The sequence below is a fragment of the Pandoraea sputorum genome, assembly GCF_000814845.2.
In the GTDB taxonomy this organism is placed as follows: Bacteria; Pseudomonadota; Gammaproteobacteria; order Burkholderiales; family Burkholderiaceae; genus Pandoraea; species Pandoraea sputorum.
This window is the reverse complement of sequence record NZ_CP010431.2, coordinates 226,544-241,764: the sequence shown is the minus strand read 5'-3', so window position 1 is coordinate 241,764 and position 15,221 is coordinate 226,544. Positions and strand designations below refer to the sequence as shown.

The window sequence follows — 15,221 nt, the reverse complement described above, 5'->3', positions numbered from 1 at the left end:
TCAGAACATCGATTGCGCGTACTCGCCCGCCGCATGGCCGATCTGCAACATGCCGCCGACGGTGAAGATGATTGTCAGGCCGACGAGCGCGAGAAGCACGGAGCGTAACGTGGCCGAGCGGGCCTTGATGCGTTCCGCGACCTCTTCGATGGTCATCAACCCGATCTTGCGAATGCCCGCGTCGAAGTTGGTCCTCCCCGAGTACTCGACAAGCCGATCGAATACCTCCTCATTGAAGATACCCGTGTCCATCGCCTTGATCATGCTGCGCTCGCTCCTGAGCGACGCCCGCATGCGCAGCAGATGCCACCGCAACCAGGGCGATGCCCGCGTAAGCAGCAGCGAGACGGCATCGAATACAGAGGTCTTCGCACTCGTGAGCGCGGCGAGCGCGACGAGAAATTCGCCTGCGCGTACGTCGCGATACACGGCGTAGGGGCCGAAGTTGTCGAAGCGGCGACGCAGCGGTCCCGTCCACCGGCTGAACGAGAATGACATCAGCACGACAAGCGCGACCGGCAGGCCGTACAGGAGCGGCCACCAGTTCGCAACAAAGCCCGACATCGCATAGAGACCTGCGCCGACCAGCGGGAATTTTTCCGGCGGCATGATCTCCGTCATGATCGGCATCATGCCGTAGGCCACGCCCAACTGAATCGCCGCAAGCAGTACCGACATGAAGATCGGCAACGCCACCGCGCCCGCAATGGCCGCACGCGTTTGCTGCTGGAGCGTGACGACGCGCGCGAGAAAGCGCAACGTGCCGGGCAAATCGCCCTTCTCGCCTGCCGCGATCACGACAAGGTCTTCCTCAGGAATCGTGCCCGCCCACGACTTTTGCAAATTCTTCGAACTGGCCCGGTCTCGCCAAACGGCGTACAACGGTGCCATCGGATTGCGGCGCTCCTTCGCCCGGGTATAGCGGCGCGAGAACAGTTCGAACGGGTTCGCGCCGTCTTCGATGGCGTCGGCGAAATCGCTATAGAACTTGGCGCGGGACTTGCGAAACTGGCGCTTGGCCTTCGTCAGGCCGGGATAGGGATCGCGCGCAGGAGAGAGTTTGGCGAGCAGACGGTTAGCGGCTTCGATCATGGCATTCAGTGCTGAACCTCGGAGGGGGAATTACGCAGACATCGACGCATGCGGCGCCTGGTCACACACTGGCGAGACGCCGTGTCGGAGTGGTGCCCAACGACGTCGACTGACGGAAATGGAATTTCTTGAGTTTGCAGAAGGCCGCCTCGATATCGTGCGGGTCGACCAGTCCCTGCGACATCTTGTAAATGGCGTGCTCCATCGCGGACTTTCCGGTCATGTGCGGGCTGGTCAGGTCGCCATCGTGGCAGACGCGCCAGTGACGCTCGGCGTCCCAGTAGCGCCCCTCACGCAGCAAGTCCAGCAACTCGTCGGTCAGCTCGCACACTTCGGCCACAACCGTCTGCCCACTCGTGCCGCGACCGGCACAACGCTCGCAGCCCGGCCCTTCGACGCAAACCTTCGACGTGTCGATGCCGAGTGCGCCGATCACTGACAACGTGGCGGCGTCGATGACGTCCGGCGCGTCCAGCGCGGCACGCTTGCAGTGCGCACACAGGACCGGGATGAGCTTCTGATAAACGATGGCTGTGAGGAAATTTGGCGAGGCGACGGCCGAGAGCGGCATGCCGATTTCGTCGCTGACCAACCGGGACACGATGCCGAACGCGCTCGACGCGTGCACCGTCGACAACACCTGGTGGCCCGTCTCCGTCATCGATTTGGCGAACGATCCGGTCTCTGCATCGCGAATCTCGCCCGGCATCAGTTTGTCGGGATCGCCGCGCAGCAAGACCTTGGCCGCCGCGCCGAAGGGCGAGTCTCCCGGGCCGTCTTCTGCGCGTCGCTGAATCGGGATCTGCGTCATATGCGGCTGGATGTACTCGACAGGATCTTCGATGGAGAAGAATTTCTTGCCCGAATCGCGCTCGTAGGTCATCAGCGTACGCAGCGTCGTGGATTTGCCGGAGCCGGTTTCGCCCGCGATGATCGTGAGGCCCGGGCTGCGGTGCACGGCATCTTCCAGAATCTCGACCTGATCGTCGGCATAGCCCAGTTGGGTGAGTGTGAGGACGTCGCCGTCCGTGGCTTCGTTGATCAGCAGACGCAGTACCACGTCCACACCGCGATTCTCTTTCACGCTCTGGAAGCGCAGCTGGTACTTGCGTTGGCGGATCGTCAGGGGAATCGAGCAGCTTTGGTGCTGCGCGTCGTCGAAGTGATTGTGGCTGCGGCTGCTCGGATCGGCGCGCGAGTTGTAGGCGGCCGAGACGGCGTCAAGCATGGCGTGATAGTCGCGGGCGAGACGATCGTTCTCCGCCGACATGCGCAGCTTGCCGTGAATGCGCATGCGCACCTGAACATGACGTCCCTCACGAAACTCGAAGTGAATATCCGACGCCCCGGCTTCCACCGCGCGCTCGATGATCAGATCGAAATTGCGATACGCACCGGTCCGCCGCTCGCCGATCTGGCCTCCTTCGTCTCCTTGCTGCTGAAGGCGCGACTGCATCAGCAAGATTTCTTCTGTCGTGCCGACGTAAATGCCTTCGAGGTCCAGCCGGTGTTTGGCGCGTACGGCACGGTCGAAGCGTTCGAGCAGATCCGAACCCTGCATGCGCACGAACGTGTTGTTTTCGAGCAGTACGAGGTACAGACGAGGTTTCATCGCAACAAGCACCAGCGCGCCATGCTCCGCGCCTGCGAGCGTGATGCCGAGGTCCTGTCGCCAGCCGAACGCCTGAATGTCGGACTCGCGCAGATCGGCGATAGGACGGACGATGGCGCGCGTGTGCCCGCGTCGTCCGAGGTGCGCCAGCGTGGCGCGCAATCGTTCAGTAATCGTCGCCATGCGCTTGCCCCGGGACGCGCCGATTCGTCTGTGCGGAAGATGACGACACTGCGCCGAAGGCATTGGGCAAGAGCAAGCGTTGTTGCCGCTCACCGCGTCGAATGTCGACGAAATCGTCACCGATTTGCACGACCTGCCAGTGTCCTACCTTGTCGCCTTTCGCCACATTGCGTCCGAACTTGCCGTCCACACGCAGATACGCGACGGAAGCGTTCTCCACACCGTAGATGAAAAGCAGTTCGGGCGGCCCGTCGGCCAGTGCGGGTTTGGCGGACGTCGGTGCCTGTGCATCCCCCGCTGCGTGCGCTTTGGCTTGCGCCTGTTTGGCATCCTGCGCCGCTTGCGATGCCTTCAGATGCGCCCGCGCGAAGACGTCGATCGTCTCTTCGGCATGTGCCGTCGCCGACAGCAGCGTCGCCGTCACCCATGCGGCGTCACGAAGCAACTTAGTGAACATAGTAGGTTCCTTGTGCGGAGAAGACGGGCTTGCCGTCGTCGATCACGATCTTCAGCTCGCCGAGGGACATGTTGCCCGCGCGCATCATCAGACCCGCGACAGAGTCGAAGAACGCCAGGTGCCCCGCCATCTTCCATTCACCTTTCGAGATGGGTGGCGGCATGTCGTCCCGCGAGGCCGCGCCCGGTGGTACCGGCACCAACGGCTCGGGCATCGTCAGCGCGATATCCATGCCGTAGTCGCCGAGCGCTTGCAGCCGCGCCCCTGCCGTGCGCAGAAACTGATTGCGCGGGATGGGGGTGACGCGGGCATCGCCGTCGTCTTCGAGCGCTTCGATGGAGGGTGTGCCTGCCGGTGTGTGCGCTTCGCTTTTCGCCGCACCGAGCGATGCGGCGACCGTGCTTGCCGAGGTGGCATCGTCCTCGGGCAGCATGAAGCGCTCGTTCGCATGATCGAGATCGACGATCTGCGCACGAGGCCGTTGAGACAGCAGCAAGTCGAAGGTGCCACCTTCGAGACGCCGCCATTCGATCTCGCAAGTCCGCGCCTTACAGTCGATGGACGCCGGTCGCCATCCCCCGGCGTTCGCGGGTAGTTGCTGCACCGCACGCTGCAAATGTCTTGCGTAGGATGCCCCGGTCGAGAACGACTCGTTGGCAAGTGCCCGCGTCAGCGCCTGCTTGTAAGCTACGACAGGATCGATGCGATTCGCGGCGGCGAGCTTTTCGCGCTGGATGCTCTCGTACCATTGCCACCCCCCGTACGCTGCGCCAGTGATGACCGCGAGCAACGTCACCACCGTAGCGGCGATTTTCAGTTGTCGCGCCGGGAGCGCCTGACGCACCGGCTTGATACGTGTCTCGGCCGTTGCCTCGCGAACCGCAGCCGCGGCGATGTCGTCGAGCGTGAGGATGACGTCGGCATGCGGCAGATCCGTGCGCATCACCCCGGCGACTTTCACCGGGCCCTCGACCTCGGCCGTCCACTGTTCGAGACGATGCTTCAACTGCGACGCCGGAACCTCCAGATCCAGTTCGGGACGATGGTCGCGCAACGTCACGAACACTGCCTTGGCGGGGTCGTCAGGGTCCGGGTGCATGAACGCGACGTTCGGTCCGTCGACCAGCGTGCGCAACACCGCCGCAAGCGCGTACCGGGTCGTAGCGGCGTTCGTCTGCGTCGCGTCGGGCAGCGAGACCAGCCCGACGGTGCGCGTGCCTGCCCCGTCATCGGTGACGGTGAAGTGCGAGGCGTCGCGGCTGCGCGCGAGACTGCGGATCTCGGTCATCTCCTTTTCGAGACCGATCAGCGTCTCCCATTGCGCGCCGATCACGAGGTGGTTGGACAGTGCGCGCCCCATCTCACACGCCCTCTGTCAGTTCCGGCGAGATCATGATGACGACCTCGTTCACGTGCTGATTCGCCTCCTTCGTTCCACCCTCGTAGTTGAAGATGCCATCGCGCTCGGTGTCGTCGTCCTTGCGACGGAAGCCGCTCAACACCAGCGTGTCGCCGGACTTAAGCGACGCACGCTGCATGGTCTGCACGGACGCCGTGATTGGCAGTTGCATGAACGTGCCGGCGCCGAGGCCGTCGTCGTCGCGACCACGGTCGTCGCCTTTGCCGCCAATATCGATGCTCGCCGCCTTGCCGTCGATGTCCGCACGCACGTTCGGGCCGTTGCCGCCGCCCGATGCTCCCGCATCGCTGCCGCTCGGCGCTTCCTTACCCGTGCGCAGATTGATCTTGTCGAGCTTCTTAAGGTCCGACATATCGATCTGCACTTGCAGCATCACGCTCCGGTTATCCATCAACGTCGGCAACAGATTCATGACGAATCCCGTGGTGAGCACCGATTGCTCGGCTGTCACGACGGCCTGTCCGCCGTAATTGCCGGGCGTCATCTTGGTTTGCGCGACGAACCCCCGGTTCTGCGTGACGGCCACCGGCGCTGGCTGGTTGTTCAGCGTGACGACGGTCGTGTCGATCACCGTACTCACGCGCCCCTGCTTGCTCAGCGCCTTGATGAACGCAGTGGACCCGGCCAGACGCCCGTTCGGAATCGTGCGAATGCCCAGCCCGCCCTTGCGCGTCATGAGCGCACCGCCCAGCGCCGGGCCGCTCAGACCCGCCACGAAACCGCTGGCGGATCGATAAACGAGATCCCAGTCGATGCCTGCCGCCGAGTTTTCGTCGAGCGTGACGGAATAGACCTGTACGCGCAGCTTCACCTGACGGCCAAGCACCGCATTCTCCGATTCGACGTATCGCGCTATGCGCTCGACGACATCGGCCGTATCGGTGACGACGAGCGAACTCGTGACGACCGACGGCGTGACGCGACCGCTTGGCGAGAGCATGTCGCCGACGGTTTTGACGAGATCCGTCCAGTAATCCAGTTCCGACTCGACCGTGACGTTCGCGTCGGCATTGAAACTCAGATCGACGCCGCCCGCCGACGTCCCGCCACCGCCGCCGGACGCGCCGCGATCCGCCTTCATCTTGGACGCCTTGCCGACCGACGCCGTGTACGTTGAGCTGCCCGGCATCATCTTGATCTGGAAGGTCCGGGTGACGTAGCGCGCGAATTGCACGACGCCATCGCGATAAGACCAGTGTGTGCCGGATCGATGCGCGATGGTGTCGAGCAGCCCGGATAGCGAGCCGTGGTATTGCAGCGGCACGGCAGGCTCGCCACTGTCTGTGCAGTTGATCTGGAAGCGCTGCGGCGCGCCTGCAGGCCTGCCGCGTCCGCCCGGACCAACGCCAACCGACGCACCGCCGTCGCAAGCGACATCGGAGGCCATGCGAATCGTCAGGCCGTGGCCACGCGCCACTTGCGCGAGCAGCACCGACATGGGAAGGGGCGCGCCGGTAGAGAAGCGCACCTGACGCGTGAAGAATTCGGGAAGTGCGATCGTCGCGTTGACCGCGACTGATTTTTTTGACAGCCAGGCGCCATCGACATGTTCGATGGCGCCTATAGCTGTTGCTGCGTATGTGTCGTTGGCGGTGCGCATGGTCTCGCGCACCTGTGTAACGTTCTCGTCGGTTTTCGACAGCAGGCCCGGCGTGCCGCACGCTGTCAGTAACGTGATGGCGCACAACACGCCGAGATGCTTTCTCATGGATGACCGCTTCCGATGTGGTTCGCCGTGCGCAGGGCAAGGCGGAAGTTATTGTGTGGCGTGCACGACGCGCAACACGCGGTTGGCCTCGTAGACCTTCACGCGAATCGGTGCGTCGGTGTTCTGCAACGAGCGCACGATCTGCTCGACGATGCCGAGGAAATCCCCGCGGAACGTGGCGGGATACTCGATGGGGAAATCGCGCTCGATCTCCCACGCGAGTTGCCAGCCATTGCGCTCGGCATACCGTCGGACGGCCTGAGAAACGCGGCCGTCCGACGGTTGCAGGGCAAGCTCCATTGCCGCTGGCTCGGCGACGCTCGCCGTCTGGACGTGACGCGCCCCGTCGTCGGGCATGTCGCGCGTGTCGAGGGCGGCGCCGCCTTCGTGCGAGGTGTGCCGCGCACTCGCCGACTCGGCGACGGGCCCCGTGTCGGCTGCGCCGCCCAGCGATTGCATCAGCGGCTTGTGGCTAGCGAACATCCACGTCACGTCCGTGTCGGACACCGCCAGCGCCGATGGCGTCGCGCCCCCCAACATCGCAGCGAGCACCGCAACACGCATTCCTGGAAGAGTCATGTTCTGTCCGCCTTTAGTCTTTGGTCAGATCCCCGAGAAGACTTCTCAACCGGCGATAGTGAATTCGAGATCGGCTTGCGTCATGGCCGCGCTGTTGCTGTCCTGCGTGCACGACTTGCTGATCTGATCGATCTTGTTTTCCGTCTTGGATTTGATGACGTTGCCGTTGATGCTCAGCGTGGCGAACAGACCGTTCATCTTGGCGGCGAAGTCTTCGCACTGGGAACTGGGATACCCGACCGACTTCACCGTTACACCGCTCGACGGATAGCCGCTCTTGTCCACCGCGTCGATGGTGATCTCGCCGCCAAACCGGTTCAGGATCGTCGTGGTGCCGGCAGGCCGATTGAACGGCTCGGCAATCGCCGTCGGACGAATTTCGGCCTGCTTGGTCTGCCCGGCGATCAGCGTCCCGGCCGCCACCGCGTTCTGCACCGCAAGCACCGACATCTGCCAGTCCTTCATCTCCTGCGACAGCTTCACATTGTTCATCAGGCGCGGCACACCGACCATCGCGCCAGCCATGATCAGGCCCATCACGGCGACGGCGACCGAGAGTTCCACCAACGTTACCCCGCGCTGTCCGTGCTTGTTCAGGCGCTTGACCAGCTTGTGTTTGATTTGCGCGATGGCGTTCGCGTCTGTGAATGCGTTCATTTTTCGATTCCGAGATTTGAGGGATTTGAGAGATTTAAGGAAACGACGTCACGATCCGAGAGACTCGCTCGCAACGACTGGGGCGATTTATGCCCGAATGTGCGTCGTCGCGTTGTCGCGTGCGTCGCGCAGCTTTCGCAAATTGACATTCGACGCAAGCATGAAATCGCCCATTCGCGCGCCATTTCCGATACCTTCGGACGCGCCTCGACAATCGCGAAAATCATCGCGAAATGACCGTGAAAACAAGGCAGGCTGTGGGTACCGGACAGCCGGACGCCTTCGGTCACATCAACTGAAAAATAGGAATCTGACTACACGCAAACCAAGGGCCTACAAAAGTGTGCGCAAACGTCAGGAATCAGCGGATTCACAAGCCAATTTGCATGGCTTGCGTGGCAAACGGGAGGGAGCGTGGCGCCGTAGGGGAGGGTCGATGGCGCGCAGCAGGCAGAAGATGCCGCTGCACGCCGTCGGTTTCGTCAACGCTTAGTGGGCGTGACTGGTCTTGTGCGCATTGATGTCGGTTGCGTTGTGGCTGCCATCCTGGCTGCCGTTGTGCTTACCGCCACCGTCGTTCGCCGCCTTGTCGCCGGGCAGCACGAGCGGCCCCTTACCGGCGAAGCGGTCGAGATACAGATAGATGACCGGCGTGATGTAGAGCGTGATCACCTGCGAGAACAGCAACCCGCCGACAACGGCCAGACCGAGCGGCTGGCGCAGTTCCGCCCCCGCCCCCAGCCCCAATGCAATCGGCAACGCGCCCATGAGTGCCGCCAATGTCGTCATCATGATCGGGCGGAAGCGCAGCGCGCAGGCCTGACGAATCGCCTCAAGCGGCGTCATACCGCCATTGCGCTGCGCGTCGAGCGCGAAGTCGATCATCATGATCGCGTTCTTCTTCACGATACCGATCAGCATCAGAATGCCGATCACCGCGATGAGCGACAGATCCATGCCGAACAGACGCAGCGTGATCAGCGCGCCGACCGCCGCCGACGGCAGACCGGCCAAAATCGTGATCGGGTGAATATAGCTCTCATACAGCACGCCAAGGAGCACGTAGATCACCAGCAACGCGCCGACCAGCAGCACCACCTGACTCGACTGCGACTTCTGGAACGCGGCTGCATCGCCGCCCCAGCTTGTGATGATGCTCGGCGGGAAGCCCAACTGCTGCTGGAAGCCCACGATCTTCTTCGACGCGTCGCCCAGTGCCGCGCCCGGCGCGAGGTTGAACGACAGCGTGACCGCCTGCAACTGGCCTTGATGGTTGACCGATACCGGCCCCATCTTTCGCTCGACGGTCGCCACGGCCGAGAGCGGCACCAGTGCACCGCCCTTGCCGCGCACGTAAATCTTGTCGAACGCGCCTTCGTCGCGACGGTCGTTGTCGTCCGCTTGCAGAATCACCTGATAGCTGTCGCTTGGCGTGTAGATCGTCGACACCTGACGCTCGCCGAACGCGCTGTAAAGCGCGCTACGGATATCGCCGATGGCGACACCCAGCGTGTTCGCCTTGTCGCGGTCGATGGTGAGTTGCGCCTGCAAACCTTTCATCTGCGCGTCCGTCGTCACGTCGCGGAAGATCGCATCGGCACGCATGAGGTTCATCAGTCGGTCGGACCACAACTGCATCTCGCCCGGCTTCACGCTCTGCATCACATACTGATAGCGGCTCTTGCTCTGCTTGCCTCCCAGTTGCAGGTTCTGCACCGGATTGAAGTAGACGTTCAGGCCCGGCACCTGTTTGACGTCGCGCCGTAGCGCTTCGAGCACTTCGCTCATGTGCGCTCGCTCGCCATGCGGCTTCAGGTTGATGAACATGCGGCCCTGATTGCTGTCGTTGGCCGACACGATCACGGTTTCCACCGCCGGATTCGCACGGATGATGTCGCCCGCCTGACGCAGCAGCGCCGACATCGCCGTAAACGAAATGTCCTGTGCGCCCTCGGCTGTCACCTGCACCTGCCCGATGTCTTCACTCGGGAAGAAGCCTTTCGGGATCGTGGCGAACAGCACGCCCGTCGCAATGAACGTGGCCCCCGCTGCACCGATCACCCACTTGCGGTGCGCGAGGCACCAATCGACGCTGCGCACGTAGGCATCCTGCACCCACACGAAGCCGTCCTCGAACCACTGCGTGGCGCGCAGACCGAGGCCTTCGTCCTGCTCGTGCTTGAGATAGCGGCTGCACAACATCGGAATCAGCGTGAGCGACACCGCCGCGGACACCAGAATCGCCAGCGACACGACCACCGCGAACTCGTGGAACATCAGCCCGATCACGCCCGGCATGAAGAAGATGGGGATGAACACCGCCACCAGCGAAATCGAGATCGAGAGAATCGTGAAGCCCATTTCGCGCGAACCGACGAGCGCGGCGCGCAACGGCGGCACGCCGTTCTCGATATGACGCACGATGTTCTCCAGCATCACGATGGCGTCGTCGACCACCAGGCCCACGGCGAGCGTGATGCCCAGCAGCGAGATGTTGTCGATGGAGTAACCCATGCCTTTCATGAGCGCGACGGTGCCGATCAGCGACACCGGCAGCGACATCACCGGAATGAGCGTGGCGGCCAGACGGCGCAGGAACAGGAAGATCACCAGCGTCACGAGAATCACCGTGAGCGCGAGCGTGAACTGCACGTCGTCGATGGACTCGCGAATCGACACCGAGCGGTCGTTGAGCAGCTTGACCTGAATCGACTGCGGCATCTGCTCCGCGAGTCGTGGCAGCGCCGCCTTCACCTGATCGACTGTCGCGACCGTATTCGCGTTGGGCTGACGCAGCACCGCGAGCACAATCGAGCGCTCGCCGTTGACCCAGCTTCCGGTCTTCACCGATTCGACGCTGTCCTGCACATCCGCCACGTCGCGCAGATACACGGGGCTCCCGTTGACGCTGGCGATGATGAGGTTCGCGAACTGGTCGGCCTTCGTCATCTGACGGTTGGCCTCGATGGTCAGCGTCTGACGGCTACCGTCGAGCGTGCCCACGGGGCTATTCGCGTTGGCCGACGCCAGGGCGCGCGCCACGTCGTCGAGCGTGAGCTTGCGCGCGGCGAGCGCGTCGGGACGAGCCTTCACGCGCACGGCGAAGCGCTTCTGACCGAAGATCAGCACCTGCGCCACGCCGGGCAGCGTGGAGAGCGTGGGGGAGACGAGGTTTTCCGCGTAGTCGTCCAGCTCGGCGAGCGACATCGACGGCGAGTTCATCGCGAGGAACAGAATCGGCGCATCGGCCGGATTGACCTTGCGATACGACGGCGGCGTCGTCATCTCCACCGGCAGCTTGCGCTGCGCGCGGAACAGCGCCGCCTGCACGTCGACGGCCGCCGCGTCGATATCGCGGTCGCTGTCGAATTCGATGATGATCGACGTCGTGCCCTGTGTATTGGTCGAACTGATGACCGCCACACCCGCAATCGTCGAGAACTGCTTTTCCATCGGCGCCGCGACCGACGCGGCCATCGTCTCCGGACTCGCGCCCGGCAGCGTGGCCGTGACCTGAATCACCGGCGAGTTGTAGCTGGGCAGGGCGGAAATCGGAATCTGTCCGTACGCGATCAGACCCGCGACGACCGCCGCCACGCACAGCAGGATCGTCATGACCGGTCGGCGGATGCAGAGTTCTGAGAGGTTCATGGCGCTTTCCCTGAGCCACCACCGGCACCCACACCGGCACCGCCTTCGCGCGACGCAACGACCGTCACCTTATTGCCCGGACGCAGGTTTTCCGCGCCCTCCTGCACGACCTTCGCCCCGGCTGGCACACCGTCGACGACCGCGAGCTTTGCTTCCACGTAGCCGACCTTGACCGGCTTGGCGCTGACCTTGCCGTCGCCGCCGATCACGTACACGAACTTGCCGTCCGGCCCGGTCTGCACCGCCTGCGGCGGCACGACGCTCGCCTGCTTGAGCACGCGGCCGATGACCGCGACGTTTAGATACATGCCGGGCCACAGCTTCGCGTCCCGGTTATCGTAAGCGGCCTTCAGGCGAATCGTGCCCGTCTGCGAATCCACCGCGTTGTCGATGAAGCTGAGCTGACCGGTAACGTTCACGCCCGTGGTCCCGAGCGTCGCCGTCACGGCGACCGGACCGCCCGCGCGCGCCGCCTGCAATTCGGCCAACGCCCCTTCGGGCAGCGTGAAGCTGATGTCGATCGGATCGAGCTGGGTAATGCTCACGAGCGCCGCGCCCCCCGGCGTGACCAGACTGCCCGGATGCACGTTGATCGCGCCGGTGCGCCCATCGATACCCGCACGGATCTGGTTGTAGTCGACCGCCACCTGACTCGCGGCAATCGCGGCCCGGTCCGCGGCGACCTGTGCCGTCAGGCTGTCCACACCGCTTTGCGCCGTGTCGAGGGCGCTTTGCGACACGAAGTGTTCGGCGATCAGTTGTTTGGTGCGCGCGAGCGTGCGACGTGCGTTGGCGAGATCGGCTTCGTCCTTCGCCAGTTGCGCCTGCACCTTCTTGAGGTTCGCTTCGTCCATGCGGGCGTCGAGCGAGAACAGCAACTGCCCGGCTTTGACGAAATCGCCTTCCTTGATATGTACCTGACGGATGGTGCTGGAGATTTGCGGGCGGACATCGATGGTCTGACGCGCCGTGACCGTCCCGTTAGCGATGAGCCGGACCGGGACATCACGCGTTTCGACGATCGCGGCCGTGACAGACGGTGCAGCCGCCGTCTTCACGGTCTTCTCGGCGCCGCGCGAGCGCAACCACGTGGCCCCGCCAGCGATGACCGCCACTGCGACCAGACCTACGACCCAGCGGCGCGAACGCTTCGGTCCATTTGGCCCATTTGGTCCATTGGGTCCTTTCGTTCCCTGCGCGCCGTTCCCCGGCTGGCCGCCATGCCCGCGGGTAGCCGCGTCCCCCGGCAACGGCCGGTGGGCGTTCTCGTCACTCATCTTCTTCCCCGTTTCCCCATGCGACGCCGTCACCGGTCGGGCCCCCGCCCTCCCGGTCGCGCCTGTTTCTACTGATAAAACGGTCTTGGCTTACCGCGACCGCTCACTGCTTGCCCGTCGTTATGTCCGCTGCCGTGCTGCGCCGCCGCATTTCGTCGCTACTCGACCTTCATGCCCGTCAACTCGGGTCTGGCGGGCGGATACGTCAGCTTCAGCTCGCTCAGCGCGTGCACCAGCAACTCTGCCACCATCAGATTACGGTGGCGTTTTGAGTCGGAAGGGACGATATACCACGGTGCGTGTTCCGTCGAGGTCGCCGATAAAGCCGCCTCGTAGGCCTTTGTGTATTGCGGCCAGAAGCTGCGTTCCTTGAGGTCGCCCAGCTCGAATTTCCAGTGCTTGTTCGGATCGTCGATGCGCTCCTGAAGTCGGTTGCGCTGCTCCTCCGACGAGATATGCAGGAAGCACTTGATGATGTGCGTGTTGTTGTCGACGAGTAGTTGCTCGAAGTTGTTGATGTGCGTGTAGCGGCGCTTGCATTCGTCCGCATCGATCCAGTCGTGCACACGTGTGATGAGCACGTCTTCGTAATGGCTGCGATTGAAGATCGCCAGTTCGCCCGCCGCCGGCACGACCATGTGCACGCGCCAGAGGAAGTCGCGCGCCAGTTCGATGGGGGTGGGCGACTTGAAGTTGGCCACGCGGATGCCTAGCGGGTCGACGTTCTGGAACACCGCGCGAATGGTGCCGTCCTTGCCGCTGGTGTCCATGCCCTGAAGCACCAGCAGAACACGATGTTTGCTGTTGGCGTGCAGAATCGTCTGCAATTCGTCGAGTTTGAGCGCCAGCTCGGCCAGACGCGTTTTGTCGTCGTCCTTGTTGTCGCCGGAGAACGGTTTGTCGGCAGGGTCGAAGCTGGAGAGGTCCAGCTTCTTGCCGAACGGCACGCGGTATTTCTCGAACATCGCCAACTCCTGCGTGAAAAGTTAGTTGGCAGTATGGCGCAAATTGCGGGGGGCAGAAAAAAAGGGCGCGGTGCCGATCCGGCTACCGCGCCCTTCCGTCCCTTCAGGCTATTCAGGCCCTTCGGCCCGTCAGCCCATGCACCTTAGGCGCCGAGCTTCTTCTTGAGCAACTCGTTGACCTGCGCCGGGTTCGCCTTGCCCTTCGTGGCCTTCATCGCCTGACCGACCAGCGCGTTGAACGCCTTCTCCTTGCCCGCGCGGAATTCCTCGACGGACTTGGCATTCGCCGCCAGCACTTCGTCGATGATCTTCTCGATCGCGCCGGTGTCGGTGATCTGCTTGAGGCCCTTCGCTTCGATGATGCGGTCGGCAGCCCCTTCGTCGGTCGCGCGCTCTTCCCACATCAGTTGGAAGACTTCCTTGGCGATCTTGTTGGAGATCGTGTTGTCGGCGATACGGGCGAGCAGACCGGCGAGTTGTGCGCTCGACACCGGGCTGGCGTCGATGCCGATGTCTTCGCGATTGAGCAGCGACGACAGTTCGCCCATGATCCAGTTGGCAGCGGGCTTGGCGCTCGCCTTGCCTGCCTTGGCGACCACCGCTTCGAAGTACGCGGCCTGCGCCTTCGATTGCGTGAGCACAGCGGCGTCGTAGTCCGACAGACCGTACGCTTCGACGAAGCGCGCCTGCATACCGGCAGGCAGTTCCGGCAACGATGCACGCACACGCTCGACCCATTCGCTGTCGATCACGAGCGGCATCAGGTCCGGGTCCGGGAAGTAACGGTAGTCGTGCGCGTCTTCCTTGCTGCGCATCGAGCGCGTTTCCTTCTTGTCCGGATCGTACAGACGCGTTTCCTGTACCACCGTACCGCCGTCTTCGATCAGTTCGATCTGACGACGCACTTCATACTGAATCGCCTCTTCGAGGAAGCGGAACGAGTTCAGGTTCTTGATCTCGGCGCGCGTGCCGAATTCCTTCTGACCGGCCGGGCGCACGGACACGTTGGCGTCGCACCGGAACGAGCCTTCCTGCATGTTGCCGTCGCAGATCCCGAGCCACACCACCAGACCGTGCAGCGCCTTGGCGTAGGCCACGGCTTCGGCCGCGCTGCGCATTTCCGGCTCCGTCACGATTTCGAGCAGCGGCGTGCCAGCACGGTTCAGGTCGATGCCGGTCATACCGGCGAAGTCTTCGTGCAGCGACTTGCCCGCGTCTTCCTCGAGGTGAGCGCGCGTGAGCGTGACGACCTTTTCATACGCTTCGCGGCCGGTGCGTGGATCGGCTTCGACCTGAATCTTCATCGATCCGCCCTGCACCACCGGAATTTCGTACTGGCTGATCTGATAGCCCTTGGGCAGATCGGGGTAGAAGTAATTCTTGCGCGCGAAGATGCTGCGCGGCGCAATCGTCGCCCCGATGGCCAGACCGAACTCGATCGCACGCTCGACGGCGCCGCGATTGAGCACCGGCAGCACGCCCGGCAGCGCCAGATCCACAGGGCATGCCTGCGTATTGGGGGCCGCGCCGAACTGCGTCGATGCGCCCGAGAAAATCTTGGAAGCGGTGGAGAGCTGCGTGTGCGTCTCCAGACCAATAACGACTTCCCATTGCATAAGG

11 protein-coding genes are annotated in these 15,221 nt (G+C 63.3%); all 11 read right to left on the bottom strand.

What is annotated here, in order from left to right; translation table 11 throughout:
- On the bottom strand, positions 1-1,092 hold the full coding sequence (locus NA29_RS01030) for a type II secretion system F family protein (RefSeq protein ID WP_039394737.1): 1,092 nt from the start codon (positions 1,090-1,092) through the stop codon (positions 1-3).
- Between the two features lie 61 nt (positions 1,093-1,153).
- The gene (locus NA29_RS01025; protein WP_039394735.1) at positions 1,154-2,887 is read right to left on the bottom strand and encodes a GspE/PulE family protein; all 1,734 of its coding nucleotides are present in this window, start codon (positions 2,885-2,887) and stop codon (positions 1,154-1,156) included.
- Positions 2,871-3,344, bottom strand: a complete 474-nt coding sequence (locus NA29_RS01020; protein WP_039394731.1) for a hypothetical protein — start codon at positions 3,342-3,344, stop codon at positions 2,871-2,873. The genes NA29_RS01025 and NA29_RS01020 overlap by 17 nt, the downstream gene beginning before the upstream one ends.
- Complete coding sequence (locus NA29_RS01015; RefSeq protein ID WP_039394728.1) at positions 3,334-4,704, bottom strand: type IV pilus inner membrane component PilO; 1,371 nt, start codon at positions 4,702-4,704, stop codon at positions 3,334-3,336. The genes NA29_RS01020 and NA29_RS01015 overlap by 11 nt, the downstream gene beginning before the upstream one ends.
- 1 nt (position 4,705) lies before the next feature.
- Positions 4,706-6,472: a secretin GspD/PilQ domain-containing protein gene (locus NA29_RS01010; protein ID WP_039394727.1), complete on the bottom strand. Its 1,767-nt coding sequence runs from the start codon at positions 6,470-6,472 to the stop codon at positions 4,706-4,708.
- A 48-nt stretch (positions 6,473-6,520) separates the two neighbouring features.
- Positions 6,521-7,051, bottom strand: coding sequence for a toxin co-regulated pilus biosynthesis Q family protein (locus NA29_RS01005; protein WP_084103348.1), 531 nt, complete (start codon positions 7,049-7,051; stop codon positions 6,521-6,523).
- 45 nt (positions 7,052-7,096) lie between these two features.
- The gene (locus tag NA29_RS01000; RefSeq protein WP_039394722.1) at positions 7,097-7,708 is read right to left on the bottom strand and encodes a pilus assembly FimT family protein; all 612 of its coding nucleotides are present in this window, start codon (positions 7,706-7,708) and stop codon (positions 7,097-7,099) included.
- A 489-nt stretch (positions 7,709-8,197) separates the two neighbouring features.
- The gene (locus NA29_RS00995) at positions 8,198-11,359 is read right to left on the bottom strand and encodes an efflux RND transporter permease subunit (protein WP_072633167.1); all 3,162 of its coding nucleotides are present in this window, start codon (positions 11,357-11,359) and stop codon (positions 8,198-8,200) included.
- Positions 11,356-12,636: an efflux RND transporter periplasmic adaptor subunit gene (locus NA29_RS00990; protein ID WP_084103346.1), complete on the bottom strand. Its 1,281-nt coding sequence runs from the start codon at positions 12,634-12,636 to the stop codon at positions 11,356-11,358. The genes NA29_RS00995 and NA29_RS00990 overlap by 4 nt, the downstream gene beginning before the upstream one ends.
- 158 nt (positions 12,637-12,794) lie before the next feature.
- Complete coding sequence (locus NA29_RS00985) at positions 12,795-13,601, bottom strand: polyphosphate kinase 2 family protein (protein ID WP_039394719.1); 807 nt, start codon at positions 13,599-13,601, stop codon at positions 12,795-12,797.
- A gap of 143 nt (positions 13,602-13,744) precedes the next feature.
- On the bottom strand, positions 13,745-15,217 hold the full coding sequence (gene gatB, locus NA29_RS00980) for an Asp-tRNA(Asn)/Glu-tRNA(Gln) amidotransferase subunit GatB (RefSeq protein WP_039394716.1): 1,473 nt from the start codon (positions 15,215-15,217) through the stop codon (positions 13,745-13,747).
- Positions 15,218-15,221 lie beyond the last annotated feature (4 nt).